Source organism: Actinomadura luteofluorescens, assembly GCF_013409365.1.
Lineage (GTDB): Bacteria > Actinomycetota > Actinomycetes > Streptosporangiales > Streptosporangiaceae > Spirillospora > Spirillospora luteofluorescens.
The window spans coordinates 8,295,491-8,321,559 of the sequence record NZ_JACCBA010000001.1 but is presented as its reverse complement, the minus strand read 5'-3'; the positions used below and the strand labels follow the sequence as shown (position 1 = coordinate 8,321,559).

Below are 26,069 nucleotides of genomic sequence, written 5' to 3'. Positions count from 1 at the left end.
CGATCTGGATGAGCTCACCGCCGTTCTTGACCTTGGCGTTTTGCGACACTCCCTCGCGTCGACGCAGCGGTCCGATCATGGTTGCGCGGACGGGTTCTGATCTCCCCCGACCTGGGAAATCTCCCCGGCCTTGCGTGTCCGACCGCGCTGCCGCACCTCGTCCACCGCCCCATTACCTGATGTCGAACTGGTCTGGCTCCCACCCACCTGCAAGATCCGGCCGCCCGAAGCTCGGGCATTCTGCGACACTCGTCGGTTCCCTCCCGAGCCCGACACCAGCCCGTACAGCGTCATGGCCAGCCCTACCAGCGTGGCGAGCCCCCCGATCACGCTGCCCAGCTTGTCGGCCCGGTCCAGCCCCACCACACTGAAGTAGACGCCCACCCCGACCACCGCCGCGACTGAGACCCCGGCCCCGATCCAAACCCATGTACGCCCCGTCATGACGCCTCACTATCAGAGCCCAGGTGCGACCTCGCCACGCATCTACCTTTAACGGTATGGCTCTAGTGCTCGGGACGTCGGACAACCGTGCAGGAGACTTTGGAGATCGACAACGAGATCACGACCTGCTGTGGTGTTGTCTCAGATAGGTGGTCCGTGAAACTGTCCGGTGATGGGGGGGCTAAACGTTACGCTTCCGGGGGTGGGAGAACTCACCGGCTATGCGCGGTGCTCGACCGTTCTGCATGACCTCACCGCCCAATGCGAGATCCCCACCTAGAGAGCTTCAATAGCTGGGTTACTGATTTGCAGGTGGGTGTGGGCGAGGGGGCTGTTGAGTAGGGCGGGCCGGTGCTGGATGCGTTTCAGGCGGGTCTTGATCAGCTGCATGAGCTGGTCGATGGTGTGCTTGGTGAGGTTGGCCAGGGACCGTTTCAGGTGTGACCACACACCCTCGACGGGGTTGAGTTCAGGAGCATGGGGCGGCAGGTAGAAGATGGTGAGCCAGTCCCGGGCGGCCAGGTAGCGGCGCATCCGGGCCGAGCGGTGAGTGTTGAGGTTGTCCCACACGACGACGATCGGCCCGCCGAGTTGCTGGTGAGCGGCATCCAGTAAGCGGATGTAGTCGCCCTCGTCGAATCCCTTTCTCTCGCGTTTTCGGCCGCGGTAGGCGTATGCGCGATAGATCAGCCGGGGATGCTCGCCGGGCTTGATCGCCACGAGCGCGGCCAGCGAGATCCGGTGGGTGCCGCGGGCGGTGACGCGCACCACCGGTGTGCGTCCGCGCCGTCCCCAGGTGGTGCCTTTGGGCGGCCTCAGCCCCTGGCCGGCTTCGTCCTCGAAGCAGATCCAGGCGCCCAGGTCCGCCGCGGTGCTTCCACCGTCGGCCACACCTCCGCCCGCCACCGGTCGACCTGATGTTGCCCCGGTTTCACGGACTCGCTGGTCAGGAGATCAGGTTCAGCGGGTGGGTGCTTTCGAACTGTATCGGGCTCATGTAGTCCAGGGCGGAGTGTCGTCGGCGGCGGTTGTAGAACCCTTCGATGTATTCGAAGATCGCGTTGGCGAGCTCGACGCGGGTCCGCCAGCGTTGCCGGTCGAGTAGCTCGGTTTGCATGCGTGCCCAGAACGATTCGGCCACGGCGTTGTCGTAGGGGTCTCCGACGGTGCCCAGGGAGGGTAGGAGTCCGGCTCGGCGTGCGCGTTCGGTGAAGGTCCATGAGGTGAACTGGGTGCCGTGATCTGCATGGATGATCGTGTCAGGGATCTGTCCGGCGGTGCCGCGGGAGTCGATTGCCATGCCGAGAGCGGAGGTGGCCAGGTCGGCTCGTTGCCGTGAATCGATGGCCCAGCCGACCACTCGGCGGGAGTAGGCGTCCAGGACCACGCAGCAGTAGAGCTTGCCCTCGCGGGTGGGGTGCTCGGTGATGTCGGTGACCCACAACTGGTTGGGGCCATCGCGGTGGAAGTCGCGTTTCACCAGGTCGGTGACCGTTGCCGCGGCGGGGACCCGCTTGGCGCGACGCCGCAGGGGCAGCCCTGCCAGGCCGGCCCGCTGCATCAGCACCGCCACCGTCTTGCGCGAGACGGCCACGCCCTGGCCCTGGACGAGCTCGGCGCGCACTCGGGGCGATCCATAGGTCTGTCGTGATGCCTGGTGGATGGCAGTGATCTGGCCGGTCAGCCACGCTTGACGGATGGCGCGCGCCGAGGGGGGTCGGGTGCGGGCGTCGTAGAAGCCCGATCGGGACACTCCGAGCGCAAGACATGCCTGCTTGACCGGGACGCCCTCAACGGCCAACTCGGCTATTGGGGCGAACCGGGCTTTTGGGGCACCACCTGCTCGACCGCCGCGGCGGCCTTCCGCAGGATCTTGATCTCGTTCTCCAGCTCGGCGATCCGTGCTCGGGCCTGGGCCAGGGCAGCGGACTCGGCCTCTGCGGGGCTGAGCGGCTTCAGGCCACGCTCTATCAGGTCCCGCCGTTTCCAGCGGTGCAAGCACGACTCCGCGATGCCCAGCGCCGCGGCCACGTCCCGCACCGATCGTCCCGACTCCAGCAGATCCAGGGCACGCCGACGAAACTCCGGCGGGTAAGGCTTGGGCACGAAAACGATTTCCTTCACAAGATCGCCGAACTCTACCTCTCTCAACATCCGCGCCCGTCAATCGGGGGCAACATCAGCTCCTAGGTCTGCGCAACCGGTGGCAGGAGTGCCGTCGAGCGAATGATCACCTGGTGGACCTCACGCGCGACGTGGCGCTTGAGGCAGCGGACGATCTCGTTTTTGGTCTTGCCCTCGGCCGTGCGGCGAGGTCACCGTACGAGTGGGCGCGCCGAGGTCGGAGAACGGAGGAACACGATGAGTTCTGTGGGATTGGACGACCTGCTGATCCCCGATAGCCCGGCCTGCCGCGGCGCTCTCGAAGTGGCGACCACGTACGAGACGCCTTCCCTGCTCAACCACTCCGTCCGCTCCTACCTCTGGGCGGCGGCACACGCACAGCGCAACGGCATCGCGTTCGACGCCGAGTTGCTCTACGTGTCGGCTCTCCTGCACGACATCGGCCTGGTGGCGGAGTTCGACAGCCACACGGTGCCGTTCGAGGATGCGGGCGGCCACGTGGCCTGGGTCTTCGGCGCCTGCGCGGGCTGGCCCCCGGAGCGCCGGGTACGGGCGTCGGAGATCATCGTGCGGCACATGTGGCCCGAGGTGCCCGTCGAAGAGGATCCCGAGGGCCACCTGCTGGAGCTGGCCACCGGCATCGACATCTCCGGTCGCGGCCTCGATGGGATCCCGGTCGGGCTGCGCGGCGAGGTACTGGAGCGCTACCCGCGCCTGGACCTGGCCGAGGAGTTCACGACCTGCTTCCGTGACCAGGCGGCGCGCAAGCCGGGCAGTTCCGCCGCGCTGTCGGTGTCCGCTGGGGTCGCCGACCGCATCCGGCGCAACCCGCTCGACGCCTGACTGGCCCCTGCTCCGCCCAGGGAACGGTTCGACCCTGGTGCGTCCTGACGCCCCGCCACGGCGTCTTCGCGGCCGTGCGGGCGCCGTGGCCGGGCAGCGCCGGTTGTTAGGACCAGCACCCGGACGCTCTGGACGGCGAGGGTCGCTCACCCGCCACGCGATGGGCTTGAGCCGGTGCGACAGCAGCACGAGCCCGGACCCGAACGTCGGTGTACTCGATGACGTCGAGCACGCCGCAGGACCGCTACCGGGGGTCGCCCGCGCGGCCGGTGCCGAACTCACCTTCGCTGCACCTCGGCCCGCAAAGCGGCAGGCTGGATCACCCCCCGCCCCGACCGGCCCGACGAGGAACACCAACTCCAGCTCAAAGCGATCCTGGCGCGGTGCCCGGAACTGGATGTGCTCGCCCGGCACGTCCCTGACTTCGCCGTCATCCTCACCCAACGCCAGGGCCAGGATCTCCCAATCTGGATCGCAGCAGTCCAAGCCGGCGGAACCTTGAACCGCTAACCCACCAACAGCGAAGGAATAGCTCGATGACCTTGATCGCCCGACATGGCCCCGCGTGGACCTACATCGACTACCACCAGTTCCTTCTCATGAAGCCGGACCAGCAGGACTACGTGCCCGAGGAAGCTGGACGGCTCCTCTCCACCACCGGCGAAGGGGTGCTCGTACACACCGGAATCGCCAACGGCAACGTCGCGGTGCACATCGAGATCCACGACCACCAGCCGCCCTTGGACGATGCGGACTGGGAAGAAGTCGCCGAGGCCAGCACGAAGGTGGAACACGGCCCACTCATGGTGCGCTGCCTGACGGCAGATCCACCCGCCCTGCCGATGCTCACCCCGGCAGGGCCGGGCACCTACCGGCTCCGCGCACATGCTCGTGGCCGCGACATCGCATACGACGGATGCGTGTCGCGATCACCAGAGGTCTATCTCATCCAGATCTGGCCGGCTCCGCGCGCTCAAACAGACCGACCTGTGCGGCAAAGGCCTGCGCCGCCCCGCACCCCCCGCCGGGGAGTAGCCACTCCAGCCCTCTTCAGAGACCGCTGAACACCCCCACCTTGCAGGGCCCCGGCAACACCGCTGGGCCCCCGTGCTCCTTGGGACCCAGGCAGCCAGTTCGTAACGCTTTGCTTGCGAGTGCTCGTGCGAGGTCTGCCATCTCGGCGCCGTGCGATCGGTGCCCGCGTCCCCGGCGATCGGCTCCACGCTCAGCTGTACCGGCAAGTGGAGCGCGTCGACCAGGGCGAGGACGCCGGTCAGCGCGGCGACAGGTGCCAGCCCCGCACCGCCGGTGCCTATCGGGCCGAGGACGGGCACGCGGGGGTCAACCCCCGGCCAAGGCTGCCCCGGGCCTCGCGGCTCCCATCAGCCTGCGGGTAGGCGTCCCCCACAAGCCCCCCGCACGACCAGCACAGAAGGGGCACGGACGATGCACATCCGGCGCCCCATCGTGCCCATGGCGGTGGCGAGCATCGACGCCATCCCCGGCGAGGGCGGGTGTCCGGGCGGATGCCGATACGAACCCAAATTCGACGGGTTCCGCTGTATCGCCCACATTGACGAGCACGGCGGTGTGCCACTCTCGTCTCGGCGCCTCAAACGCCTCAACGCGGCGTTCCCCGAGATCGTCCTCGCCGTGTTCGACACGCTCCCGCCCAGGACCGTCGTCGACGGCGAGATCGTCCGCTGGGGACGCGATGGACGGCTGGACTTTTCGGCGCTCCAGCGCCGCCATGTCGCGGGCCGCCGCCGCGCAGACCTCGCCATTATCGAGCCCTGCCATTACGTGGTGTTCGACCTGCTGGAGACTGCGGGTGAGGACCTGCGCCCGGCGCCGCTGTCCGAGCGCCGCGCCGAACTCGAGGTCCTTCTGGCCGGCCTGCCTGGCACGTCCCGCGTCGTGCTGTGCCCGCAGCTGCGCGACGTGGGCGAGGCCCGGCTGTGGTTCGAGGTCCTCGTTGCGCAGGATGTCGAGGGCCTGGTGGTGAAGGCCGCCGCCGGCCGCTACCGGGAGGGCAAACGCGGCTGGTCGAAGGTGAAGCACCGCACCACCACCGAAATGATCATCGGTGGTGTCACCGGTCCCGTGCAGGCGCCGCGGACCTTGATCCTCGGACGGTACGAGCACGGCCGCGGCCGGATGCGCGTGGTCGCGCGGTCGGCCCCGCTGGCTGCTCCGGCGCGGCGGGAGCTGGCCGGCCTGCTCACGCCCGCCGGTGACGAGCACCCCTGGCCGCAGCCGCTGCCCGCTGGCTGGGCCGGTGGCGCCTCCAATGCTACCTCGGCTCGCCGCTCGGCCCAGGCCGCCATCGGAGGAGTCGAGGCAGTGCAGGAAGGGCAGCGCCGCACCCATGAACTGACCGAGCAGGGGCAGCGCACCGACCGGTTCACCGCCGCCGTCGCCCAGCTCGGCGCCCCCTCCCCCGCGATCCAACTCGGCGGCGTCCACGCCCTAGCCGGGCTCGCCGACGACGCCCCCACCCGCGAGTTCCGCCAAACCTGCATCGACGTACTGTGCGCGTTCCTGCGCCTGCCCTACGACTCCGATCCCGGCGACGGACCGGCCGAGGGCCAAGACCTCGGCGAGCATCCCCGCGCCCGTGCTGCCTTCCGCGGCCTCCGATAGGTCCGCCACACCATCATCCGCATCGTCGGCAACCACCTGCGCGCGGGAACCCCGGTCTCCTGGCAAGGCCACGACTTCGACTTCACCGATGTCGTGTTCGACGGCGGTGACTTCAGCGAAACCCTCTTCGTCACCAGCCGGGTCTCGTTTCGTGGGGCGCGGTTTGTAAGCGGCCTCGTCGATTTCACCGGCGCCAAATTCGAGAGCGGCGCGGTCGACTTCACCCGCGCCGCCCTGGCCGGTGGCACGGTCGACTTCACTGCCGCCGCCCCCGCGGCAGCGGCGCGGGTGTCGCCCCCGGCGCCAGCGACCCCGGCCTGCCACTGGAAGATCATCTGGCCCGCCGCGGGCGTCTACCCCACAGCCGCCCGAACCACCGCGCCGCTGAAGGTCAAGCACGCCGGCGACACCGTCGGCCAGTCCTGCGCCACCGCCCACAACACCGCTGAGAACCAGACCTACGTCAGGTCACCCTCGCCGAAGGTGGTGCGGGGGCCGGCGTGGCCGAGGAAGTCCTGCACGACGTGCAGCGGGTGGCCGCGGTCCAGCAGCAGCGTGGCCACCGAGTGCTGCAGCGAGTGCGGGGAGAGCCGGTCGGCCTGGGCGATGCCGGCGGCCTTGGCGACGCGCTGCAGGAGCCGGAAGACGTAGGGCTGATCGATCGGGCGGCCAGTGGGGGTGGCGAACAGTGGCAGGTCGACCTCGGTATCGGCTTTGACGCCGTCCCGGCCGTGCTCTGGCGCGCGCTGCCGGCCGTCGTCCGGGCGGCGCCCGGGCCGGGCGCCGCCTTGATCCCAATGAGCCGAATTCGGCAACGCGTGGGGGCAGTGCGCTTGCGGGTCGGGCGGAGGGGTGACGGGGGTTTGCCGCAACGGGACAGATACGTGGCGCGTCTGGCCAGTTCTCCATCATCTATCTGACTGTACGCATCTGCCTGATTACGGTTCTCTTGGTGGTCGGCTGAGTTCCCGGCTGGCCGCTGACCGAGAGGGTCAACCCCCCGCCGGTGCTCAGCGCCGTGCCCCCGGGCTGGCGCCCGCACCGGACCGGAAGGAGCACGATGCAGGCATTCCAGACCGGCGAGATCCCCCACGGCTTCGCGATCGACGAAAACGGCGGGCTGATCCACTACAGGTACGCGATCGTCCTGGCCGTCCCGATGGCCAACCAGGGTGGCTGGGCCGGCGACGGCTACATCAGCTTCGGCAGCGACTGGGCCGACGTGCGGCTCCGGGTCGCCGTCCACAACGGCAGCACCTGGACCTCCGTCAAGAACTACGACCTCACCGCCGGCGGCAACCGCGTCGGCGACCAACTCCCCGCCTCGACGCAGAAGATCAGCATCGGCCGAGTGAAGAGAAGCTCCGGCGACAGAGCCGACAACATCCCCGCAAGCTGGCTGCTGCAGTACCAGACCACCTAGCCGCCACACAGCGGACGTCGCCCGGCGGCCGGGACCGGCCCGAAGAGGCCGCACGCCCCGCCCGCCGGGCGACGTCCCGGCGGCCGCGCAGCGGGCGCCAGGACGTATCAAAAATCCTCATCCAGGATGCTCGTCGACGTGCATCAGTGCCGCCGACCAGGGGGTTCGTGAACGGGCTCGTCCGCCACCGCGTCGAAGTCCGCTCCGCCGGATCGCAGCCCGTTGACCAGGTCAACCCCGCCGTCGTCGCGGCCATGGCCGAAGAGGGCATCGACATCTCCGCCGAGATCCCCAAGGTCCTCACCGTGGACGCCGTGCAGGCATCCGATGTCGTCATCACCATGGGCTGCGGCGACACCTGCCCCCGTCTTCCCCGGCAAGCGCTACCTGGACTGGACCCTCGACGACCCCGCCGGCCAAGGCGGCGACGCCGTCCGCCCCATCCGCGACTCTAGGTGCCGTAACTGGCCTGATGGACGTCGCTGATCTGCTCGATCAGCACCGCGTCGCGCTGGGCGCGGTCGGACGGCGGACGGCGTTTGCGGCCGTAGTAGGTGCCTGGGCACAGGTCCAAGATCCGGCACACCGGCTCGACCCCGAAGCGGTCACGCAGGTGGTCGACCACCATGACTACTTCGTCCGGGGCTGGCCGAGCTCGGCGGCGATCTGGGCGATCGGCCGGTCGGGCTCCAACGCCAGCCGGACGGCCCGGTCCCGGAGCTCCTGGGGGTATTTACGTGGTGCTGCCATCGCGGTGATTCTCCTCCCTGCCAGCCAAGATCATGACTGGCTTGAAGGACTTCATCGAACCGGTGGGCTTCAAAGGGCCTCTACGGCTATGCAAACTTCCACTCCGCGCCGACGGCCAGCAATGATCCGAACACGGCGCTGTGGCACTACATGCGGACCACCGTCACCGTGACGCACACCGCCACTGACCTCTCGACCAAGGGGGACTCCTTCTACCACGACTCCGAGAGCATCCGCTGCGACAAGCGGCTGCCGGGCAGCGACCCCAGTAAGGGCCGACCAGGGCGGCTACGTCTTCGCCGACCTGACCCCCTTCTACAGCCTGTCCAAGACCACAGGCACCGCACAGGCAGTGGCTCAGCACATCGAACGGGCACAAACCAGTACCCGGATTCACTGGGGCAAATACACCGGAAACCCGGCCATCGACAAGCCCCTGACACGGCTGATGGACCCCACTCTGATCAATAAGAACCGTTACGAGGCCTGCAAGACTGCCCCGAGCCCTCGTCCCGCCGGCAAGGAATGCGACGAGTACCCCTTCGCCGCAACCCACCAGGGTGCGGCCTTGCAGGGCAAGGGAGACTTCAGTTGGGAGCTGGTCAAAGACACCGACAACAGCGCCGAAGGTGGATACCGCTCATGGTGGTTCGACAACTTCCGGATCATTGAGACGGATCCCTTCTGGGTGGACATCGTCCCGTAATCTGAGCATCAGCCGGGCAGGGGTCCCTACGTGAAGCAGGGACCCCTGCCCATCCCACGGAAGAAGGGACTGCGTGATGGCCGTCGGCTCCAGGCATCCGATTCCGATGACCGTCGCCCAGTGGGGAGTCGTGGACGCTTCGACCGACAACGAAATCGACGGCGTAGTCGTGGCCGGGGACCCCACAGGCATCGTGGCACTGGCCACCAGCATCCGCGAAGACGCCTGGGACCAGATACTCCATAGCAAGGGCCGCCAGGACTGGCCGCCGCAAGATCAGGAGATCGTCGTTTCGTTGACGCTCACCCAGTGGTCGTTGGCCCACGCGATCGTCGATCGCTGGGCGCAGGTCGCCGAAGAAGTCGGAGACACCGAAAACGCGGACACTACACGGCGAGTACGCGACCGCATCCAAGACGCCATGGCCCAGGTGCCCGGGTGGATACAGACCCGGGACAGCTTCCTCGATACTGATGCCGTGCACGACTACCGCGACCCCGGACCCGACCCGTCCGCCATGCCGGCAGTCGACACCCATGAAATCATGCTCGATCCGCGAGGACAGGTACCGTCAACAGCGACCGACGCCGCCACCTCCAAGAAGCAGGGGCCCTTCTAAGAAGTCGTAACGGGAGTGTCTAATTAACAGCGGATCCGATGATCAAGGAGACGCCAGGTGACCGACATCGTCGTTGAGGACGAGTCCGGGGAGCAGCCGGTCCAGGGGCCTTCGGCCCCGGCCTGTTCCCTACCGCCGTTCACCTCCAAGTGCAGGAGGAAGTTCCCCATGAGAACCAATCTGTTTACCAAGGTCGCGCTCACCGGTCTCAGCGCGGTGAGCCTGGCGACCGCTGCCGGCGTGGCCTTCGCCCGCCATGGCCGCCCAGCCCGCGCCGCCTCCGGAGAATTCGGCGCCGGAGGCGGACCCGGCGGCAACGCCGGCCAATCCCCCCTACACCCGCATCACGGCACTGGACCTGCACTGCACCCAGGGCCACCAGTGCCCGGTCACGATCGCTGACGACGGCAGGACCGCCACCGGCAACTTCACCGTGAATTGGTCCTTCACCGACGACATCGAGGTGACCCTGCAGGCCACCGATGACGCCCCCCCAGCAAGGCGGCACCTTCGAAGGCTCCATCAAGCTCGGTGACCAGACCCGGCCCATCACCGTCACCATCCTGCCGCGCACCCAGCCCGCCGTGACCGCCTGCCGCAAGGCACTGGACCGACTCCAGGTCCGCGAGGGCATGTGCTTCTGGCCCCAGCAGGACTTCCAAGGGTTAACGGCAAGACCACCGACAGGCCTCACGAGGTCACGCGGATCCTCAAGCGGACGGCCGATTACAACCCCCGCTGGAGCTACCACGCCGACCCCGACACCATCGAGTTCTTCAACGAGGGCATCGAGGTCTGCGACGCGACCATCCCCTACGCCGAGGACCACATCGACGAAGCGGGCGGTGCCTTCCTGCCCGGCCTGGTCTGGTGCGACTGGAACTCCCGCCTCATCCGAGAGATCCCCGCCACGTAGGCGACCCTCCCGACGCCCGAGCAGCGCCGGCCCCCTACCGAGCTAGGACCCCCCGTCTCATCCGGATGTCGCCGCTGGGGCGGCCGCCGCGGCGACTTCTCCGCCGCGCCCCGGAGACCACCCGAGTGGCCCCAAGCTCTGGCCCCCACTCGAACCCCGCTAGCTCAGTTTAAAACTGCATAGCCGCCCAACGCGCCCAGCAGGCCGCCGACGCCGAGCGCGAGCGCGCCGACACTGCCGCGCAGTTGGACGCCGCGCAGCAGGAGACCGCGAGACTGCTGGAGGACCTGCAGGCCGCACGCGCACAGCTCGCCGAGGAGCAGACACGGCACACCGCCACCACCGACCGCACCGATGCCGCCGAGGCCCACGACCAGCTCGCCGACGCTCAGCAGCGGGAGCGGACCGCGCAGGCCAGCGACGCTCACAGCGCCCACGCGGCCGCCGCCGCCAGATTCGCTCCTGTTGGCCCCGGGCCGGCTGCGGCGATGGCTCCCGGCACCACCTTCGATAGGGTTCTGGCGTGGAGACATTCCGGGAAGGAGGGGCAGTGGCGCGAGTACTGGTGGTCGGCGTTGATCCTGCCAAGATCCAGGGCTGGGACCCGGAGCCGGTTCAGGCGGCGATAGCGCGTGGTCAGGCCCGTTTCGAAGATCGGGGCATCGAGGCCGATTATTGCCTGGTGGCCCTGGAGGAGAACCCCGAGGGAGCGATCGTTGAGGCGCTGACCCGTAAAGACTACGCCTGTGTGGTGATCGGGGGCGGCATCCGTACGCACGAGCCGTTGCTCGAACTCTTCGAGAAGGTGATCAACCTGGTCCGGCAGCACGCACCCGACGCCGCCATCGCCTTCAACGCCAGCCCCGAGGACTGCGCCGACGCGGCCATGCGGTGGCTGCGCCAAGGCGTGTAGCGCGTCGAGGTCAACAGACGCCCTGGGCAAGGTCTTTGATCCAGATCATTCAGGCACGCGGATGGAGCATGCCGAGGTAGCTCATCAGGGTTTTGGGGGCGATGTAGGCGTCGACCTCGGCCTGGAGCGCCTCGGCCAGCATCCGGCAGGCGCCCTCACGGACGATCTCGTCGATCAACGACGACGACCCGGCCGCCTCGCCGCTCGGATCGCGGTCGGACGGTGAGGACGACCTTGAGCATCGGATGTGCCTTCCCGACCGCCGCTGGCGCGTCGGCCATGCTTGAGATTTCACGTGATCATCGGGAAGGTACACCCCTTCCCGGCGGATCCACAGATTTCAAGCATTGCTCCAAGACGGGGAACAAGCCGCCTATGGTCTACCGATTTGTAACGGCTGACGTCACTCGTTTGCCTCACAGAGGCGCCGTCCACAAACCCTAGTGGCCGGCGCCCGCTCCACCCCGGCAACGCGGACCCGCCCTCCACCACACGGGCGGATCTGCGGGCCGGCAGGTTCGGTCGAGTCGCTCACAAGGATCAGACGCCTCCGCCTGCTCCGGCCTTGCCCCGAGGCGGGGATGGGGGCCCCGGAGCTGGTTCGCTGAGAGATGATGGGAAGGCGCGCTCGACGAGCTCGGCGACCTCGCGCTGCCCGGCGCGGAAGTAGCGGCCGGCGGTTTTGAGGTCGGCGTGCCGAGGAGGTATTGCATCTGGGCAGGGTCGGCGCCGTCGCGGCGCAGCCGGGTGCCATAGGTGTGCCGGAGCCGGTGCGGCCGCAGGTCGGCGACCCCGGCGTCCTCGCCGACCGCGAGCACCACCTGGGTGATTCCGGAGATCGTCAGGGGCCCGCGCTGCCCGGACCACAGCGGCCCGTCCTTCTGCCGCGCTCGGCGAGGTAGTCCAGCAGCGCGGCGCGGGCTGGCGCCGGGGATCGGCACGGTGCGCACCTGGTCTTGCCGTGCAGCCGCACGGTTCCGGTCCGCGCGGTCACCGCGACGTCCTCGACCCGCAGCCGCGCGCGTTCCTCCACCCGGGCGCCGGAGTACAGCAGCACGGCGACGATCGCCCGGTCCCGGGCCCCGCGTCGCGCGGCCTCCCCACCACGATCTCCAAGCCACCGCCCGCCGACAAGCCGCCGGCGACCCGGACTGGCAAGCCCACTACCGCCGCTGGAGACCACCGGTCGAACGCGCCATCGCCTGGCTCGTCCACCGCGGCACCATCAAAGCCGACGCCTGACTCCACACCCGAGCCGCCGCCCTCAACCTCCGCACACTGATCAACCTCGGACTCACCCGAATCAACGGCACCTGGCACATGTCCTCGGCCCAAGCATGACCACAAAGGGGCTGTCCGGCCCATGGCCCGACGGCCCCTCACAAGATCTTCAGCGGTCTTCTAGCGCTCGTCCTCGTCCGCCGTCCGCTCTTTCGGCAACGCCGGTCGGACGTCCTGCAGAGGTCCCCGGGGACGCGCTGAGATGTTCCCCTAGCGGGCCGTGGACGTCTAGCGGCCGCTCCGCTAGACCTCGCGGGGGACAGACCGTATTGGTGACCCGCGCGGCGTCCGGGCGTTCTGGCCGCGTGGCAGGATTGGGGCCATGACGACGGTGACGGGTGATTTCGAGCTGACCATGGACGAGCTTCGAGACATAGCGCGTTACGTCGCACAGAGCGCTCAAGAAGTCCTCCCGGTGTTCGAGGAGACCGTTCCCGGTGACTCTCGGCCGCGCGCAGCCCTTGATGCCGCTTGGGAGTTCGTCAATGGCGCCAAGAGGACCAAACTGCAACGTGTCACCGCACTGGACGCACACCGGGCCGCGAAGGAAGCCGGCACGGAGACAGCACGTCTTGCTGCGCGCTGCGCCGGCGATGCCGCATCCGCCGCATACTTGCACCCGATATCGCGAGCCACCCAAGTGGGCCACATTCTGCGCGCAGCCGCGAGCGCCGCGCGCATCGCCGAGTTGAATACCGGCGACGACCCTTCAGTCGGAGACATGCCTATCGAACAAGCGCGGCAACGCGCCACGCCGACCCTGATCGCCGTGCTTTCCCGATACCCCCTCGTGCCAACTGGCAAGAACCGCATTGCGCAACTCATGAGCGCCCTGGACACTTCCCTACGCGCGTCCCACTGAGGGAGCCAGCGCCCGACGGCCACGTACTCCCCGCACACGACCCTGCCCGCGGTAGAGCGCTGCGCCGTTCGCCACCAAAGTTGGCGGTACCTGAGCCCGGACGGGCCGCGCGCCGGCGGCGGCCGCCAGGCCGCCGCCCCTTGATCCCAATGAGCTGAATTCGGCAACGCATCGGCGTGCGGCCTCCAGGCCGTGTTGCCAGGTTCCCTTATGCCCTCTCCCGCCGCCGCCCGATGGTCTGCGGCCGGAGCGGCAGCGCAGGCACAGAACGCTCGTGTTCGAGGCGGATGTCCGTGTGCGCACACGCCCGCGCGGCACCTCGATGCGGCCGGAGCTGGTGTGCGCACACGCGACTTCCCTCTGGTCATCGCGCTCGGCCGTGTGCGCCTGCTCTGGCGCTTGTGGCACCGCCGCACATCCTCGCCGCACACGGCGAGATCCCAAGGATTTTCCATTTCTTGCCGGGCGAGCGCTTGTGCGAGGTCCGCCAACTCGGCGCCATGCGATCGGTGCGCCCTCGTCGTCCTAATACTCGTGCTCGTCATGCCCTCGACGATGAGCCGCCGGCGTCACCAAAGCCCAGGAATCGTGTTCCATGGATAACCGGCCCGGCGATGCCTCTACGAGGGCTCTACGGGGTAGCGGCCGGGCCGCTACGGGTAGCGGCTGCGCTACCTGGTGCCGCTACCGCTCATCCCCATGACGACCTGCGTCATCGCCGCCGGGTAGCGGGTAGCGCCGATGACGTCTCCGGCCCGGAAACCCCCGCCAGGGATGCCTTCGGAGGGGCGCCCTTCCCGCCGCTACATCCTTTGGAGCGTCTTTCGGCAACGTGCGCCTGGCGTGCTCCTGGTGGACGTCGACCGGGCCCATGCCCGCGTAGGGAAGGCGTCCTCGGGCGCGGAAGGCCCCGCCCGCTTTCCGGGCCTGCCGCACCTGAGGACGCCGCGAGATCCAGGGCCGAGACGAAGAAATGTCGGACGCTCCTCATAGGCTGCCTCATCATCGATTCGCAACGATCATGGGGAGAGGTAGGCGTTGTCCAACAAGGGAATCAAGATCAACCGACGTGCCATCGAGCAGATACAGAAGGAGATCGGCAAGGAATTCGAGCGCGCGGCCCGTAAGCACCCCGTGCGGGTTCCAGTTCAAACGGTCATGCCGGATGTCTTCCTTGGCGCAGAGGGGCCACAGCGGCCACTCGGCACGGTCGAGGCCGATCCGTATCAGTCGCTGCTGCTGCGCTGGCTGAGTGAACAGGGGCACGAGCACCAGATCGTCAACATCTCGGCGTTCATCGCAGACCATGAACTCTCGCAGGACGACGCGCGGGCGGTGGTCGTGCAGTTGGAGCACCGCGACCTCATCAAGGTATCGACGTCCCTGACTGGCAAGGACATCACGCAAGTTCAGCTGACCGAGGCGGGCGTCATCGAGGCCCAGCGGTTACAGCGGCTGCGCAACAGCCGGACTGCCCGCCTCGCAAACGCCTGCGATGAACTGCTGCGCTGGGCGTTCGAAGCCGGGCAGGAAGGCGATCCGGTCGAGATCATGGCTTTCGTGGACACGGCGGGGTCCTACTTCGCGGGGGACTCACTCACGGTGGATGAGATCCTCGGCGCCTTCCGCTACCTCGAACAGCGCGGCCTCGTCCAGCACGCCGGAACCGCCGACACCACCACGGCGGCGTCGATCAAGGTGCGAGTCACCGACGACGGCACCGATTGCGTCCTCTCAGGGAGAACCGTGAACGACTTCCTCAGCCACCAACGACAGGGTGGAGACACCTACCACATCAAGGACTCCACCGGCTTCATGGCGGGCCGGCAGCACAAGCCTTTGATGAACAACACCATCGGTTTCGACCCGTCGGACATGCGGCAGTTCGCCGACCTGGTGCTGCAACTGGTCCCCACACTGGGCATCGCGCCCGAGCAGCAGGAAGAGCTCATCCACGACGCCGAGATCCTCTCCGAGGAAACCACCGGCTCCCAGCCCGAGCCGGGCCGGGTACGCGCGGCCTACCAGCGGGTCCAGGAGGCACTGACGGCGGTTACCACCACCTCCGCCGGCCTCACTGTGCTGATCAAGCAAGGGCAGGATGCGTACCAAGCCGTCTTCGGAGGCTAGGGCGTGTTTCGAAGTGGGGTGAGCATCGGCGTGTTGTGAGCCGGACGCAGTGAGGTCTCCGGTAGATGGTTCATCGACCAAGAAGAACCCATAACCGGAGACCTCGTGGCCACCCTAGCGGTGACGAGGCGGTTCGACCTGACCGACGCGCAATGGGCGATCCTGGGGCCGCTGCTGCCCGTCTCCAGGCGGCCGGGTCGACCGTCGAAGTGGACCAAACGGCAGCTCATTGACGGGATCCGCTGGCGGGTGCGGACCGGTGCACCGTGGCGGGACGTGCCCGAGTGCTACGGCTCCTGGCAGGCGGTCTACGGGTTGTTTCGCCGCTGGCAGCGCAACGGCGCCTGGGCGCGGATCCTTGCCGCCCTGCAGACGCGGGCCGATGCCGCCGGGCTGATCACCTGGGAGGTGAACGTCGATTCCACGATCATGCGGGCCCATCAGCACGCCGCCGGAGCCCGGCGGCGTGGTGACCTGCAGCGCGAGCCACCCGGCGGGACGGCCACCGAGCCGGACGATCACGCAATGGGGCGCTCACGCGGCGGGTTGTCGACCAAGGTGCACCTGGCCTGCGAGCAGGGGCAGATGCCGCTGTCGATGGTCGTGACCGCCGGGCAGCGCGGGGACGCCCCGCAATTCCAAGCCGTGATGGCCGGGATCAGAGTCGCCCGCCCCGGGCCGGGCCATCCCCGCACGCGCCCCGATCGGGTGCGGGCCGACAAGGCGTACTCCTCCCGCGCGATCCGTGCTCACCTGCGCCGCCGCGGCATCGCCGCCACGATCCCGGTCCCGTCCGACCAGGCCCGGCACCGGCAGCGGCGGGGCCGCCGCGGCGGCCGTCCACCCGCCTTCGACCCGGATGACTACCGCGGTCGCCACGCCGTGGAGTGCGGCATCAACCGCCTCAAGCGCCACCGCGCCGTGGCCACCAGATACGACAAGCTCTCCGTCCGCTACCAGGCAACCCTCGAGATCACCGCCATCAACGAATGGCTCCACCTACTTCGAAACACGGCCTAGCCCAGCGAGGTCCTGGCCTACCGCGCCTGCCGTATCCGAGGCCGTCACAGACACGTCTCTTTAGCGCGCAGAACTGCACAGACATCATTGTTCGCACAGAAGTTCGACTTCAAGTGCCCGGCGTGCTTACCTCAAAGAGGATCATCGAAGGAGGTGAACGAGATGGGAATGAATGCCCACCAGATCCTCGAGTGGTTCGCGGGCGCGTGGGTCCGCACCGCCGTCTACAACTGGCTGCTCCGTCAGGGAGCGGACCGGGTGTTCGCGCACGCCGTGGCCTGGCTCGCCGGCTGCGTCACTGTTCGCGCGATCACCGCGGCGTGAGACCAGCCGTCTGAGCGGGGGGATCCCGGGACCCTGCAATCCCGGGATCCAACAGTCCTCACTGCCTGAGCACCCACCCGCATGGAGTGCCCGTCGTAGGCCCTGTGATCGCCCCCGCCTCGGAGCGTCTCGGACTCGCCGTCCCGCAGGCCCGCGCAGTGGAAGGCGATTCGGGCCGAGACACGGGCCGTGCCGACGACCAGTCCCTGTGCAGCGGGAGCACCGAGCGGGGAGCGACTATGAACCGACGGCTTGATCCTCGTGTGCGGCGGCCAGCCGGTCCACCGCCGAGGCGAGGGCCAGGAGGGCGTGTACCTGAGCCTCGTCCGTGCGGTCGTCATGCAGCGCGCCGATCGCAGCGGACTCATGCGAGCCAGCAGGGATCATCTCGTTGTTCATCAACCGCACTTTCTCTGTCCCGGGGATGGCGACAATCAGAAAGCACGCGGACGTCGCCACCATGGCTCCATCGACGGAACGCGAGCGTGGGTAGACCGCCTCCGCTTCCTACGCTTGCCGCGCCCGCGGCAGTGCAGTTAGTGAGGCCGTCGGCGGTAGGCACAAGGACGAACTGGCGGCTTGGATGCCTTCGCGGCGCTCGCACACGCGGCCTGACTCGCCTCACTCCCGGCCGGACCACCACCAGGTCAGCCCAGGAGTGAGGCCCGGCCGACGGCAGAGTGAGGTTTCTAATCCTGCCTCCGAGCCCAGGCTCCCGCGCGGCCGCGTGTGTTACGGCCTCACGAAACTCCCGCTTATGCCGCTGGAGCCGGTCCCGTTGGAGGCCGGCTCGGTCCTGGAGGACGCGGTTGCGGTCAGCCCATGGGCGGGCGGCCGCGGGCACGGCAGGCCGTGCCCGCTTCCCGGGTCTGCCGGGTCCGCAGCCGTGCAAGTTAGGTGAGGCTATGTGGAGAGGGATGAGGGCGCCCTGCCTCCGGGGAGGCCCTACGGCGGCAGGACGGCTCGCGTCATCCCGCCCGGCTGAGACCCATGACGTCCTTGTTGGCCGCCCGGGTTTCCGCGGTATCGGCGACCATGGCGAGCCGGCGCCAGTCAGAAGCCCAGCGCTGCAAGCTGCTCGAAGGAAAGAACGCCATTGTCTACGGAGGCGGAGGAGCGATCGGTGGAGCTGTCGCCCGCACGTTCGCCAGGGAGGGCGCGATTGTTCATCTGGCAGGGCGCACCCGAGCCAAGCTTGACAGGGTGGCCGCGGACGTGGCCGCAATGGGGATGAGCGCTCACACCGCGCAGGTTGACGCGCTCGACGAACAGGCAGTCGATCAGCATGCCGCTGCTGTTGCCGGCTGTGCAGGACGTATCGACATCTGCGTCAACATGGTGGGGATCGACGTCGGAGACCAAGGAGTACCCCTGATGGCCATGTCGGCGCAGGAGTTCCTCGACCCGATCACCGCCTACCTACGTACCAACTTCGTGACCGCTAGGGCCGTGGCGCGGCACATGCTCGAGGCGCGGGCTGGGGTGATCCTCTCGGTGTCGCCGCCGATGGCCCGCATGCCGGTCGCGCTCTCGGGACCGTTCGGGATGGCCGGGGCGGCGACCGAAGCTTTGTGCCGGCGGTGGTGGGCGAGACCTGGAACCGTTCGGCGGCCCGCCGCAGCGGCCAGCCGTCATCGACCACACAGCGGGCCAGGCGCAGGCGTCCGGTCTCGGTCAGCGGGGCGTTACGGTGGGGCATGAGGGCCTCCTGCGGTGCCGGCGTAGATGTCGCAATACACACCGAACCCGGAGGCCCTCCCTCATTCCAAGATCATCGGCTACGAGTCGTCACGCCCACAACCTCCGTGGGCAGTACCCCTAGCGCAGGATCTCCCGTTCCAGCTTCAGCTCGGCGACCTCCTCGCGCAGCCGCGCCAGCTCAGCGTCCTTGGCCGTCTCGACCGCCGCGCCGGGCCACTCGGCCTCTTCGGTCTTGCGCACCCAGGTCCGCAGCGTCTCGTGATTGACGCCCAGCTCCTTGGCCACCTGCGCGATCGGCCGACCCGACGACCGGGCCAACGCCACTGCGTCAGCCCGAAACTCGGCCGGATACCTATAGGTCCCCAACCAGGACTCCTTCCCTCTGGACCACTCATGATCCAGATCTGAAGGTGTCCACGATCAAGGGGGAGGACCCGCGGCGACTTCGCCCGGCGGAGAGGACAGGCGCTGAGCGCGCGCCTGGTGCACCGGGCGCGCGCTCAGGCAGTGGCCAGAACGACCGCCTCCGCGCTGAGCCGGTGGAAGCACTAGCTCTGTGCCGCGGTCAGCACCAGGTTGGCCGAGAGGAGCGCGCCCCAGAGTCCACTGAGGCCGCCCATCGCCGCCGCCGGACCGGCCGCAATCGCCAGCGCCCCGTAACACACAGCGAAGCACATCATACTGGGGACCGTCCGTTTGATGCCGATGAGTCCGAATCCGAAGAGGGCCTGGAAGACGTCCGCCATGGTCGCCGCGAGGACTAGCGGCAGCAGCTCCGCGAGAACGAGTAGCGGCCCCATCTTCGGATGAGTTTTTTGGCCCCAGTTGACGATCTTGGCTGCCTTGATCACGGATGAGTTTTGGCCCCACCTGTTGGTGTGACCGAGCGCTTGGGTCCGCGAGTGGGCGCCCGGTCTGGCGGCGTGCTCGGGATCCTCTAGTTACTCGAACAGGTGGCGGTTGGCTCGACTCCAGGCCAGCCGTTGGTCCAGTTCGTCGAGGAGACCGTCAGCGACCCAGCGGGCTTGGGGCTGGAGTCCGGCATCGGCCAGCCTGCGAACCTGCTCGATCCCGTCCTGCTGGACGTCGATGACCGCATCGATCAGCCCCGTGGTGGAGGTCAGGCCGTAGGTGGCGGCGAACACCTCCACCCGGTGGCGTCGGTCGGGCGGCTGGGGATAGCGCAGCCAGCGCAGGCATTCGGCGTCATCGCGAAACGGCGCGACGTACTCCAGTGCGTAGGCGATGTCGTGCATGCGGTCGGCGGGCCGGGCGTAGTCCCAGTCGAGGATCCCGACCGGGCGCGCGCCCCTCCAGACGATGTTCCAAGGGCCGAAGTCCCCGTGGCAGATCACCTGATCATCGCCCAGCCCGCTCTCGCCGGTGAACCAGGCGAGCTCATCGGGCGGGCGGAAATCGGCGACGGCGTCGTGATAGTCGTGCAACAGGCGGGCGAAGGTCTTCAGCCCGGCATCATCGGCCACCTTGGCCCAGCCGCGCGGGCCGGACTCGCCATCCAGATAGGTCAGGACCGCACGACCCTCTTGGTCCATGCCCAGCAGCCGCTGCGAGTAAGGGAAACCGACTTGCTCCAGGTGCCCGAGCAACGCATGGACGGCCGGTGTCCATGGGTGGGTGGGCCTGCGGACGGTGTCGCCGACACGGACCACCCTGCGATGCGGCGCGTCCTGCAGCACGTCCTCGTCCGTCATGGACTCCGAGATTACCCGCGGGCGCCGGGTGTGGAGATCACATCGCCCCGGGGCGGGTAGTCGTCGAGCCGCCAGCCGTCACACTCCATCCCGCCCGGCTCAATCACAGTTGGAGGGTGGGGCCTTCCTCCGCAGCCGTGATGGTGGCCGTCGCCGCCGCCCCGGTCAATCTCGTTCGCCCTCGTTTCCCCCGGCCAACGCCCTCTGACGGTGTGCGCCTGTTCAGGCGCCCGTGGCACCGCCGTACGAATGCCTGCCCGCACGGTGGTTCGTCACGCGCCGGCGCCGCGCGGCCGCGACGACGATTCACCCGCCGGGATCGTCGCCGACACCGCGGCGGAGGCCCCGGCGACGATTCGCGGTGACAACGACCGCCCCGGCCCGCCGAAAAACACACACCCCCGGGGAGCGCGCGGGAGCCGAGTGTGCGCTGCCTTCGCCGCCGCCCGGCGCGCGCGCACCCTCCATGGCAGGGGTTACCGATACCTCGCCTCCCCAGCGGCTACCGCACACTCCCACCACAAAACACACACCCCGCCCGCCCCCTGGCCCGCCCACCGTCCGGCGGGGATCGTCTCGGCGCATCCTCGGCGGCCGCCGAGACGATCCCCACGCCTCGGGGCCGCTACCGCTCGCTGCTTCCCGGGCGCCGGTCGGCGGCGGTCGAAGGCGTCGGAGACGATGGTCAGGCGGCGGCCGCGGCCCGCGCCGTGGAACGCCACGATCGACAGCACGCTCCAGGCCAGGACCGCGACGCCGGCGGCGGTCCACCGGGAGGCGTGCGGGGTGGTGCCGGCCCACACCATCGCCACGGTGGCAGCGCCGGTGGCGATCCAGCCCAGGCGGGCGCCCCACGATCCGAAGAACCCGAACACCAGCAGCGCGACCTGGCCCCCAGCCACAGCCCGGCCAGCTGCCCGGCGGTGATCGGCAGCCCCTGACAGTGACCGTCCAGGTAGGCGGTGACCGGCCGGTAGATGGTATGCGGAACGCCCAGATCCACCAGCGCCTCGACCCCGGCCCGCCCCACCTCGTAGGTGCCGGCGACGATCGCGCCGACGGCGCCCATCAGCCTGACAGACATGCACCGCCACCACCGCCGGGGCCACCACGACGACACTGGCGATCTCCCACCAGCGGCGCCCGCCGTCCAGGTACATGTCCACCACCCCGGCCCGTCCCCCCTCGGCGAAGGCCGCCCGGTGGTCGCGCCAGGAGCCTTCGAGCGCCAGCCACCAGCCCGGCCGCTCGTCCTCCCCCGCTCCCTGCCGGGCCTCGGCCTGTCGGGCGGCGCGTTCGGCTTCCTCCCGCTCCAACCGCAGCCGCTCCCGTCCGAGTTCCTCACGCAGATCGTCGTGGAACGCTTCGCTGTCCTCGGCGGCCGCGTCTAAGTCGTCGCCCGCGCGCTCGCGGCGCCGCGCGTCCAGTTCGTTGACCGGCTCATGGGGGCCACCCTTCTCGTCCATGCCCGCACGGTAAACGCCGCCCCGGACGGCAGGCGCTGAACCCCGCAAGCGGTCCAGCGCCTGCCGCCTTCTCGGGCTTCTGACCGGTCTTCTTCCCGGCGAGTGAGTGAGGTCGCCGGCGGGCGTGGTGTACGCCTCCACGCCCTCAAGATCCGGCCCGCCCCACCCCCGGATCACGACCTAACTCACCTCACTCCCGGACGTCTCCGGCCAGGTCGGCGCACGAGTGAGGTCCCCTGCGGCGGCCGGTGAGATTCCTAACCGGCCGTCCGGTCAGGGCTCACCCGGCGACGGCGTCCGAGATGCCCTGCAGCCGCCCCTACCAAGCTCCTCACAAGCTCCTCACACCTGTCTCATACCTGACTCATACCTGCCTCTGCCACAGCTCATATCTGCGTAAGACCCTGCTCTTATCTGGGTGTTCCCGTGTGTGAGCCGGGTGTGAGCCGACTCTCGGGCGTCCGGCCGCGGGATGGACATCCTGGCCGTGATCAACCAGAAGGGTGGGGTCGGCAAGACCGCCTACGGTGAACCTCGGCGGCGCGCTCGCCGAGATGGGGTATCGGGTGCTGCTGGTGGATCTGGATCCGCAGGGGCATCTGACCGAGGCGTGCGGGGTCCCGGAGACGACGCCGCCGGCGACGCTGGCCAAGACGCTGCCGATGGACGCGGACAAGGTCGCGGCCGAGCATGTGGAGCAGATCATCACGCCGTGGCGGGAGCGGATCGACGTCGTCCCGACCAACATCGACATGTTCCTGCTGGAGCGGGAGCTGTACCGGATGCGCGGAGTGGAGTGGCGGCTGGAGCGCGTCCTGAAGGTGGTGGAGGCGCTCGGCCGCTTCGACGTCTGCCTCATCGACTGCCAGCCGTCGCTGGGAGTGCTCACCGACAACGCCCTGGTGGCCGCCGGGCAGGGCCTGGTCCCCGTGCAGTTGGAGGACTCGGCGCTGCGCGCGCTGCGGCGGCGGCTGCTGCTGGAACAGATCGCCACCCTGCAGTCCGAGTTCCGAGTCCAGGTCGACCTGGTGGGGATGGTGGTCAACCTGTTCGACAAGCGCCGCGGCCAGATCGTTACCAGCACGCTGGACACTCTGAAACGATGCCGCTGCCGGTCCTGGCCGTCGTCAAGGACCTGGCCACCGTCCGGGAGGCGTGGCGGGAGGGCCTGCCAGTGGTGGAGTACGCGCCGGACTCGCCTTCGGCCGCCTCATTCCGCGAACTCGCCCGCCAGGTCACCAGCGGCCATGGCGGCGTCGAGGCCGGCGCGGCCGCGCCGGTGAACGCATGAGCGCGCACAAGAGGGTGATCGGGCCGCCGAAGGGTGCCGCGCAGGCCGCCCAGGCCGCCCGGGACGTCCTCGGCAGCCGTCTCCGAGACGACTCCGACACGGGTACACCCGAGGATGAGACGGCTCATACACAGGTACACACGCCTCATACCTCGCTCACACCCGTGTCGGGGGCAGGTCCAAGACAGAGGCGGGAGCCGGCCGGGAAGACCCGCAAGACCTACTACCTCGCCGCCGACACGGTCGCGGCCCTGGACGAGGCGGTGGAGCGGATCCGGTCCGCGCTCGGCGGCCGCGTCGACCGGCACGAGGCGATCGGCGCCATCATCACCGCCGGCGCCGCGCAGACCGATCAGATCGTCGCCGCGCTCCGCGCCGAGCTGCTGCGCGATCTCGCCCCCGGCGAAGGCGGCCAGTAGCCGACGGCACCTCGAGGCGGGGCGCACGCGAAGACGGGGTTGAGGAACCTGCGGATAGCCGTTAGCGCTGAGAACGATCTTGTTGTCGGCGGGTCTGTTGTCCTGGGGGCAATAAGCGTTCGTATCCCAGACGCACGTCTCCTGCTGACCAAGACCGATGATGGAAGGTATGTCCCGGGGACTGGGCCGCGTTCAGCGGGCCGTGCTGGAGCATCTGGCGGGCGAGCCGGCTGGACGCTCGTTCACTGGCGCGCCCGACTTCGCGGGGGTGACCTCGATCGCCCGTGTCGTGTTCGGCACCGGCGAGCCGACCGACGCGCAACGGGCCAGCGTGCGGCATGTCCGTTGCCAGCCGTGTTGTCCTTGGTGGGCTTTGGCGTGGGTTCAGAATCGGGTGGTGGGGTCGGTCAGGGCGCTTTTGCGGATCCGATCCGGCGTCATCCCCAGCACATGGGTCAGGTCGGCGCCGCGTAGATCGGCGCCCATCAGTTGCGCGCCGGTCAGGTCCGCGCCGTGCAGTCGCGCGCCGTGCAAGTGGGCGTCGCGCAGGACGGCCCGGCGCAGGTCGCTGCTGCCCAGATCGGCGGCTCCCAGCGCGGCACCGCTCAGATCCGCGCCCTCCAGGATCGCACCGCGCAGGTCCGCGACGTACCAGCCCGCGCGCCGCAGTTGGGTGACGGTGAGAAACGGGCCGTGGAAGTAGGTGTCTCTTCGGGCACTGTTGGATGCGGAACTGGCGAGGTCGGCGCCCGGTATCCGGACGCCGTGCAGGTCGAGTGGGCGGGGTTGGCGGGCCCGGTCGTTGCCGACCAGGACGGTCAGCGCGGCCTGTACGTCGGCGGCGGGCTCGCGGGGTGTCCGGGCATTGGGTGTTTGGGCGTTGGGTGCGGGGGCGTGGACACGCACGTAGGCCGCCAGGACATCCATGATCGTGTTGTGATCGCGGCCGGAATCGGCGGCGAGCCGGTCAAGCGCGTAGATGGCGCCGAGCCGGACCTCCTGCTGAGGGGAGCCGAGTTGTTCGACGGCTTTGGTGTACCGGTCGGTGATCTGGACCTGCTGGCTGCTGACCAGGGTCTGCCGGGTGAAGTACAGGCCGAGCGCGGTGAGCACGATCGTCAGCAGGATGCCGCTGGTGTTGAACCACTGATGCCGCCCGGTTCGCCGCTTGTCCAGCAACTCCAGCCGTTCCCTGGCCGATAACCCATCGATTTGCTCCTGTGTCGGCGGGACGACCCGGACACGGCGCCGACGGCCGGCTGGGGCACTGCCCGGCGGCTGCGCCGACTGGTTCGCCTGGCCGGCTTCCGGATCTGGGACCGGTTCAGTGGACTCGCTCACACCCCTCAGACGCGCACTGCGGCCGGTTCGACTTCCCGCAGGCACATTTCTGCCGCTGGCCGGGCGCCGCTCGACATCAAGATCATTCTTAGCGCGAACGGCTGTCCGCAGGTTCCTCAACCCCGTAATGGGTGACAGGCTCGGCGACGATGAGGCCGAGCTTTCTCATCTGCTTGATGCGTTGGTAGCCGCAGCGTGCGGTGGCCTCCGACATCAGGCCGACTTCGCGGGAGCGGTAGATCAGGGACTTCAGCGACACGCCCCAGGGCGGGAGCGGGGAGCACCTAGGTAAGAGCAGGGGCATACCGAAATATGAGTCGTAGATGAGATGAATGTGAGTCAGGTAGGAGGCGCGGCGGTGCGGGGCGAGCGGCGGCACCACTACACGGGGGTGGGGCAGGTGTACACCTGCCCCACCCCCCGTGTAGTGGATGGCCGCCCGGGCTGCTAGCTGGCTAGGCGATGTTCCGCCAGGGGTTGACTTGCGCGGTGTCGGGCCGGAAGGGGCTGCTGACACGTGGGGCCGGGTCACGGCCGAGCATGTTGAGGCACTTGGTGACGATGAGGTCCTGGCCGTTTACCCAGCGAGGAAGCGTGGGCCTCCAACTCTCCAGGTCGTAGGTCGCACCGGTCAGCCAGATGTCTCCTTCGTTGGGAAGGGCCAGCCAGGAGTTCAGTTGGTGACACTCCAGCTGATCCCAGATGGTGTCGGCGAGGTCCCCATACAGGCCAGGGACACAGCCTTGGATCGCGTGCCACTGCTCGACCACGGCGTTGCGGGGGGTCATGGAGAAGGCCGCGTCCTTGCGGGCTTCGGTGGTGGGGGTGAGCACGATCTGGAACTGGCCGTCTCCCCACTCGACGACCTCGATCTTCTCGACGAACTTGCCCGAGCCGCACGAGGGTTCGGCGTTCGCGGTGGGCGCGAGCGCGGTGATCCCGAAGATCGCCAGCCCCGGGATCGCGGCGGCGGCGACTAGCGTGCGCACTTTCAGGTGAAAGCGTCCTCGCTTCATGTCCCTCGATCGTTCCCTTCTGGTGTTCGGGTCGTGAGGACCCTTGGTGTCGAGACTGCTGATCGAGTTCGACATGAAGACCATGACCATCTCGCGGTGCTGAGAGCCAGACCAGAGCCTTAAGT

33 protein-coding genes and 4 pseudogenes are annotated in these 26,069 nt (G+C 68.6%); 18 read left to right on the top strand and 19 right to left on the bottom strand.

All coding sequences use genetic code 11. The annotated features are described in order from the left end of the window. Positions 1–75: 75 nt before the first annotated feature. The 3 genes and pseudogenes from BJY14_RS38375 to BJY14_RS38365 form a co-directional block, all read right to left on the bottom strand. On the bottom strand, positions 76–384 hold the full coding sequence (locus BJY14_RS38375; protein ID WP_179848077.1) for a hypothetical protein: 309 nt from the start codon (positions 382–384) through the stop codon (positions 76–78). A gap of 336 nt (positions 385–720) precedes the next feature. Continuing rightward, positions 721–1,335 carry a transposase gene (locus BJY14_RS38370; protein ID WP_179848076.1) on the bottom strand — a complete coding sequence of 205 codons (615 nt, stop codon included), beginning with the start codon at positions 1,333–1,335 and terminating at the stop codon, positions 721–723. Positions 1,336–1,390: 55 nt separating this feature from the next. Then, a pseudogene (locus BJY14_RS38365) lies at positions 1,391–2,550 on the bottom strand (IS3 family transposase). A gap of 255 nt (positions 2,551–2,805) precedes the next feature. Between BJY14_RS38365 and BJY14_RS38360 the strand changes: the two are divergent. From BJY14_RS38360 to BJY14_RS38350, 3 genes are all read left to right on the top strand, one after another. Beyond that, positions 2,806–3,411 (top strand): HD domain-containing protein, encoded by a 606-nt coding sequence (locus BJY14_RS38360; RefSeq protein ID WP_218905776.1) that lies wholly within the window; start codon positions 2,806–2,808, stop codon positions 3,409–3,411. 536 nt (positions 3,412–3,947) lie between these two features. Beyond that, positions 3,948–4,475, top strand: coding sequence for a hypothetical protein (locus tag BJY14_RS38355; protein ID WP_179848075.1), 528 nt, complete (start codon positions 3,948–3,950; stop codon positions 4,473–4,475). Positions 4,476–4,857: 382 nt separating this feature from the next. Next, positions 4,858–6,054, top strand: coding sequence for an ATP-dependent DNA ligase (locus BJY14_RS38350; protein ID WP_179848074.1), 1,197 nt, complete (start codon positions 4,858–4,860; stop codon positions 6,052–6,054). A 458-nt stretch (positions 6,055–6,512) separates the two neighbouring features. Here the strand turns inward: BJY14_RS38350 and BJY14_RS38345 are convergent, their stop codons facing one another. Next, positions 6,513–6,869 (bottom strand): tyrosine-type recombinase/integrase, encoded by a 357-nt coding sequence (locus BJY14_RS38345; protein WP_246396269.1) that lies wholly within the window; start codon positions 6,867–6,869, stop codon positions 6,513–6,515. Positions 6,870–7,114: 245 nt separating this feature from the next. Here BJY14_RS38345 and BJY14_RS38340 point away from each other — a divergent pair, with 245 nt between their 5' ends. Further along, the gene (locus tag BJY14_RS38340; protein ID WP_179841665.1) at positions 7,115–7,477 is read left to right on the top strand and encodes a hypothetical protein; all 363 of its coding nucleotides are present in this window, start codon (positions 7,115–7,117) and stop codon (positions 7,475–7,477) included. A 182-nt stretch (positions 7,478–7,659) separates the two neighbouring features. Next, positions 7,660–7,963, top strand: a pseudogene (locus tag BJY14_RS38335) (arsenate reductase/protein-tyrosine-phosphatase family protein); the annotation flags it as partial. On the opposite strand, the gene BJY14_RS38330 reads toward BJY14_RS38335, so the two are convergent. Both BJY14_RS38330 and BJY14_RS38325 read right to left on the bottom strand, forming a co-directional pair. Continuing rightward, positions 7,929–8,105, bottom strand: coding sequence for a hypothetical protein (locus tag BJY14_RS38330; protein ID WP_179848072.1), 177 nt, complete (start codon positions 8,103–8,105; stop codon positions 7,929–7,931). The pseudogene BJY14_RS38335 and the gene BJY14_RS38330 sit on opposite strands and share 35 nt — an antisense overlap. A 2-nt stretch (positions 8,106–8,107) precedes the next feature. Next, entirely contained in the window at positions 8,108–8,227 is a 120-nt protein-coding gene (locus BJY14_RS38325) for a transposase (RefSeq protein ID WP_179848071.1), read from the bottom strand. Between the two features lie 352 nt (positions 8,228–8,579). On the opposite strand from BJY14_RS38325, the gene BJY14_RS38320 reads away from it, so the two are divergent. From BJY14_RS38320 to BJY14_RS38305, 4 genes are all read left to right on the top strand, one after another. Beyond that, a complete protein-coding gene (locus BJY14_RS38320) occupies positions 8,580–8,933 on the top strand; it encodes a NucA/NucB deoxyribonuclease domain-containing protein (RefSeq protein ID WP_179848070.1) in 354 nt (117 codons plus the stop codon). Between the two features lie 73 nt (positions 8,934–9,006). Then, entirely contained in the window at positions 9,007–9,552 is a 546-nt protein-coding gene (locus BJY14_RS38315) for a hypothetical protein (RefSeq protein ID WP_218905775.1), read from the top strand. A 256-nt stretch (positions 9,553–9,808) separates the two neighbouring features. Continuing rightward, positions 9,809–10,087, top strand: coding sequence for a hypothetical protein (locus BJY14_RS38310; RefSeq protein WP_179848068.1), 279 nt, complete (start codon positions 9,809–9,811; stop codon positions 10,085–10,087). A gap of 99 nt (positions 10,088–10,186) precedes the next feature. After that, on the top strand, positions 10,187–10,468 hold the full coding sequence (locus BJY14_RS38305; RefSeq protein ID WP_179848067.1) for a BP74-related protein: 282 nt from the start codon (positions 10,187–10,189) through the stop codon (positions 10,466–10,468). 164 nt (positions 10,469–10,632) lie between these two features. On the opposite strand, the gene BJY14_RS38300 is transcribed toward BJY14_RS38305, so the two are convergent. Beyond that, positions 10,633–10,896 carry a hypothetical protein gene (locus BJY14_RS38300; RefSeq protein ID WP_179848066.1) on the bottom strand — a complete coding sequence of 88 codons (264 nt, stop codon included), beginning with the start codon at positions 10,894–10,896 and terminating at the stop codon, positions 10,633–10,635. Between the two features lie 122 nt (positions 10,897–11,018). On the opposite strand from BJY14_RS38300, the gene BJY14_RS38295 reads away from it, so the two are divergent. Then, the gene (locus BJY14_RS38295) at positions 11,019–11,381 is read left to right on the top strand and encodes a hypothetical protein (protein ID WP_179848065.1); all 363 of its coding nucleotides are present in this window, start codon (positions 11,019–11,021) and stop codon (positions 11,379–11,381) included. A 49-nt stretch (positions 11,382–11,430) separates the two neighbouring features. On the opposite strand, the gene BJY14_RS46930 is transcribed toward BJY14_RS38295, so the two are convergent. The 3 genes from BJY14_RS46930 to BJY14_RS38285 form a co-directional block, all read right to left on the bottom strand. Further along, positions 11,431–11,559 (bottom strand): hypothetical protein, encoded by a 129-nt coding sequence (locus tag BJY14_RS46930; RefSeq protein WP_281382503.1) that lies wholly within the window; start codon positions 11,557–11,559, stop codon positions 11,431–11,433. A 262-nt stretch (positions 11,560–11,821) separates the two neighbouring features. Beyond that, positions 11,822–12,199 carry a site-specific integrase gene (locus tag BJY14_RS47875; RefSeq protein ID WP_376770060.1) on the bottom strand — a complete coding sequence of 126 codons (378 nt, stop codon included), beginning with the start codon at positions 12,197–12,199 and terminating at the stop codon, positions 11,822–11,824. Between the two features lie 23 nt (positions 12,200–12,222). Next, positions 12,223–12,438 (bottom strand): site-specific integrase, encoded by a 216-nt coding sequence (locus BJY14_RS38285; RefSeq protein ID WP_179848063.1) that lies wholly within the window; start codon positions 12,436–12,438, stop codon positions 12,223–12,225. Positions 12,439–12,984: 546 nt separating this feature from the next. On the opposite strand from BJY14_RS38285, the gene BJY14_RS38280 reads away from it, so the two are divergent. The 4 genes from BJY14_RS38280 (at position 12,985) to BJY14_RS38265 (ending at position 16,998) form a co-directional block, all read left to right on the top strand. Then, on the top strand, positions 12,985–13,524 hold the full coding sequence (locus tag BJY14_RS38280; protein WP_179848062.1) for a putative immunity protein: 540 nt from the start codon (positions 12,985–12,987) through the stop codon (positions 13,522–13,524). A gap of 1,038 nt (positions 13,525–14,562) precedes the next feature. Next, entirely contained in the window at positions 14,563–15,654 is a 1,092-nt protein-coding gene (locus BJY14_RS38275; protein WP_179848061.1) for a hypothetical protein, read from the top strand. A gap of 105 nt (positions 15,655–15,759) precedes the next feature. After that, positions 15,760–16,674, top strand: coding sequence for an IS5 family transposase (locus BJY14_RS38270; protein WP_179848060.1), 915 nt, complete (start codon positions 15,760–15,762; stop codon positions 16,672–16,674). A 162-nt stretch (positions 16,675–16,836) separates the two neighbouring features. Beyond that, the gene (locus BJY14_RS38265) at positions 16,837–16,998 is read left to right on the top strand and encodes a hypothetical protein (protein ID WP_179848059.1); all 162 of its coding nucleotides are present in this window, start codon (positions 16,837–16,839) and stop codon (positions 16,996–16,998) included. A 237-nt stretch (positions 16,999–17,235) separates the two neighbouring features. Here the strand turns inward: BJY14_RS38265 and BJY14_RS38260 are convergent, their stop codons facing one another. Beyond that, positions 17,236–17,397: a hypothetical protein gene (locus BJY14_RS38260; protein WP_218905774.1), complete on the bottom strand. Its 162-nt coding sequence runs from the start codon at positions 17,395–17,397 to the stop codon at positions 17,236–17,238. Between the two features lie 591 nt (positions 17,398–17,988). On the opposite strand from BJY14_RS38260, the pseudogene BJY14_RS47870 reads away from it, so the two are divergent. Then, positions 17,989–18,519: pseudogene (locus tag BJY14_RS47870) on the top strand (SDR family NAD(P)-dependent oxidoreductase); the annotation flags it as partial. Between the two features lie 55 nt (positions 18,520–18,574). On the opposite strand, the pseudogene BJY14_RS38250 reads toward BJY14_RS47870, so the two are convergent. The 5 genes and pseudogenes from BJY14_RS38250 to BJY14_RS38230 all read right to left on the bottom strand — a co-directional run. Next, a pseudogene (locus BJY14_RS38250) lies at positions 18,575–18,697 on the bottom strand (IS481 family transposase); the annotation flags it as partial. A gap of 119 nt (positions 18,698–18,816) precedes the next feature. Beyond that, positions 18,817–19,065 (bottom strand): transposase, encoded by a 249-nt coding sequence (locus BJY14_RS38245; RefSeq protein ID WP_281382166.1) that lies wholly within the window; start codon positions 19,063–19,065, stop codon positions 18,817–18,819. Positions 19,066–19,247: 182 nt separating this feature from the next. Continuing rightward, positions 19,248–19,550, bottom strand: coding sequence for a hypothetical protein (locus BJY14_RS38240; RefSeq protein WP_179848056.1), 303 nt, complete (start codon positions 19,548–19,550; stop codon positions 19,248–19,250). Between the two features lie 90 nt (positions 19,551–19,640). After that, entirely contained in the window at positions 19,641–20,411 is a 771-nt protein-coding gene (locus BJY14_RS38235; protein ID WP_179848055.1) for an aminoglycoside phosphotransferase family protein, read from the bottom strand. A gap of 476 nt (positions 20,412–20,887) precedes the next feature. Next, positions 20,888–21,313: a hypothetical protein gene (locus BJY14_RS38230; RefSeq protein WP_179848054.1), complete on the bottom strand. Its 426-nt coding sequence runs from the start codon at positions 21,311–21,313 to the stop codon at positions 20,888–20,890. Positions 21,314–21,493: 180 nt separating this feature from the next. Between BJY14_RS38230 and BJY14_RS38225 the strand changes: the two genes are divergently transcribed. The 3 genes from BJY14_RS38225 to BJY14_RS38215 all read left to right on the top strand — a co-directional run bounded on the left by BJY14_RS38225 (position 21,494) and on the right by BJY14_RS38215 (position 23,587). Next, positions 21,494–21,802, top strand: coding sequence for a hypothetical protein (locus BJY14_RS38225; protein ID WP_179848053.1), 309 nt, complete (start codon positions 21,494–21,496; stop codon positions 21,800–21,802). Between the two features lie 602 nt (positions 21,803–22,404). Then, a complete protein-coding gene (locus tag BJY14_RS38220) occupies positions 22,405–23,160 on the top strand; it encodes a ParA family protein (protein WP_218905773.1) in 756 nt (251 codons plus the stop codon). Positions 23,161–23,332: 172 nt separating this feature from the next. Further along, positions 23,333–23,587, top strand: a complete 255-nt coding sequence (locus BJY14_RS38215) for a hypothetical protein (RefSeq protein ID WP_179848052.1) — start codon at positions 23,333–23,335, stop codon at positions 23,585–23,587. A 384-nt stretch (positions 23,588–23,971) separates the two neighbouring features. Here the strand turns inward: BJY14_RS38215 and BJY14_RS38210 are convergent, their stop codons facing one another. From BJY14_RS38210 to BJY14_RS38200, 3 genes are all read right to left on the bottom strand, one after another. Beyond that, complete coding sequence (locus BJY14_RS38210; RefSeq protein ID WP_179848051.1) at positions 23,972–24,766, bottom strand: pentapeptide repeat-containing protein; 795 nt, start codon at positions 24,764–24,766, stop codon at positions 23,972–23,974. Between the two features lie 250 nt (positions 24,767–25,016). Then, the gene (locus tag BJY14_RS38205; RefSeq protein WP_179848050.1) at positions 25,017–25,187 is read right to left on the bottom strand and encodes a hypothetical protein; all 171 of its coding nucleotides are present in this window, start codon (positions 25,185–25,187) and stop codon (positions 25,017–25,019) included. A gap of 196 nt (positions 25,188–25,383) precedes the next feature. Further along, positions 25,384–26,034 (bottom strand): hypothetical protein, encoded by a 651-nt coding sequence (locus BJY14_RS38200; RefSeq protein ID WP_179848049.1) that lies wholly within the window; start codon positions 26,032–26,034, stop codon positions 25,384–25,386. Positions 26,035–26,069: the final 35 nt, after the last annotated feature.

Coding starts and splice junctions, on each gene's coding strand:
- BJY14_RS38360 (WP_218905776.1), top strand. CDS start 2,806: ATGAGTTCTGTGGGATTGGACGACCTGCTGATCCCCGATAGCCCGGCC.
- BJY14_RS38355 (WP_179848075.1), top strand. CDS start 3,948: ATGACCTTGATCGCCCGACATGGCCCCGCGTGGACCTACATCGACTAC.
- BJY14_RS38350 (WP_179848074.1), top strand. CDS start 4,858: ATGCACATCCGGCGCCCCATCGTGCCCATGGCGGTGGCGAGCATCGAC.
- BJY14_RS38340 (WP_179841665.1), top strand. CDS start 7,115: ATGCAGGCATTCCAGACCGGCGAGATCCCCCACGGCTTCGCGATCGAC.
- BJY14_RS38330 (WP_179848072.1), bottom strand. CDS start 8,105: ATGGTGGTCGACCACCTGCGTGACCGCTTCGGGGTCGAGCCGGTGTGC.
- BJY14_RS38325 (WP_179848071.1), bottom strand. CDS start 8,227: ATGGCAGCACCACGTAAATACCCCCAGGAGCTCCGGGACCGGGCCGTC.
- BJY14_RS38310 (WP_179848068.1), top strand. CDS start 9,809: ATGGCCGCCCAGCCCGCGCCGCCTCCGGAGAATTCGGCGCCGGAGGCG.
- BJY14_RS38280 (WP_179848062.1), top strand. CDS start 12,985: ATGACGACGGTGACGGGTGATTTCGAGCTGACCATGGACGAGCTTCGA.
- BJY14_RS38265 (WP_179848059.1), top strand. CDS start 16,837: ATGGGAATGAATGCCCACCAGATCCTCGAGTGGTTCGCGGGCGCGTGG.
- BJY14_RS38260 (WP_218905774.1), bottom strand. CDS start 17,397: ATGAACAACGAGATGATCCCTGCTGGCTCGCATGAGTCCGCTGCGATC.
- BJY14_RS38235 (WP_179848055.1), bottom strand. CDS start 20,411: ATGACGGACGAGGACGTGCTGCAGGACGCGCCGCATCGCAGGGTGGTC.
- BJY14_RS38225 (WP_179848053.1), top strand. CDS start 21,494: ATGCACCGCCACCACCGCCGGGGCCACCACGACGACACTGGCGATCTC.
- BJY14_RS38200 (WP_179848049.1), bottom strand. CDS start 26,034: ATGGTCATGGTCTTCATGTCGAACTCGATCAGCAGTCTCGACACCAAG.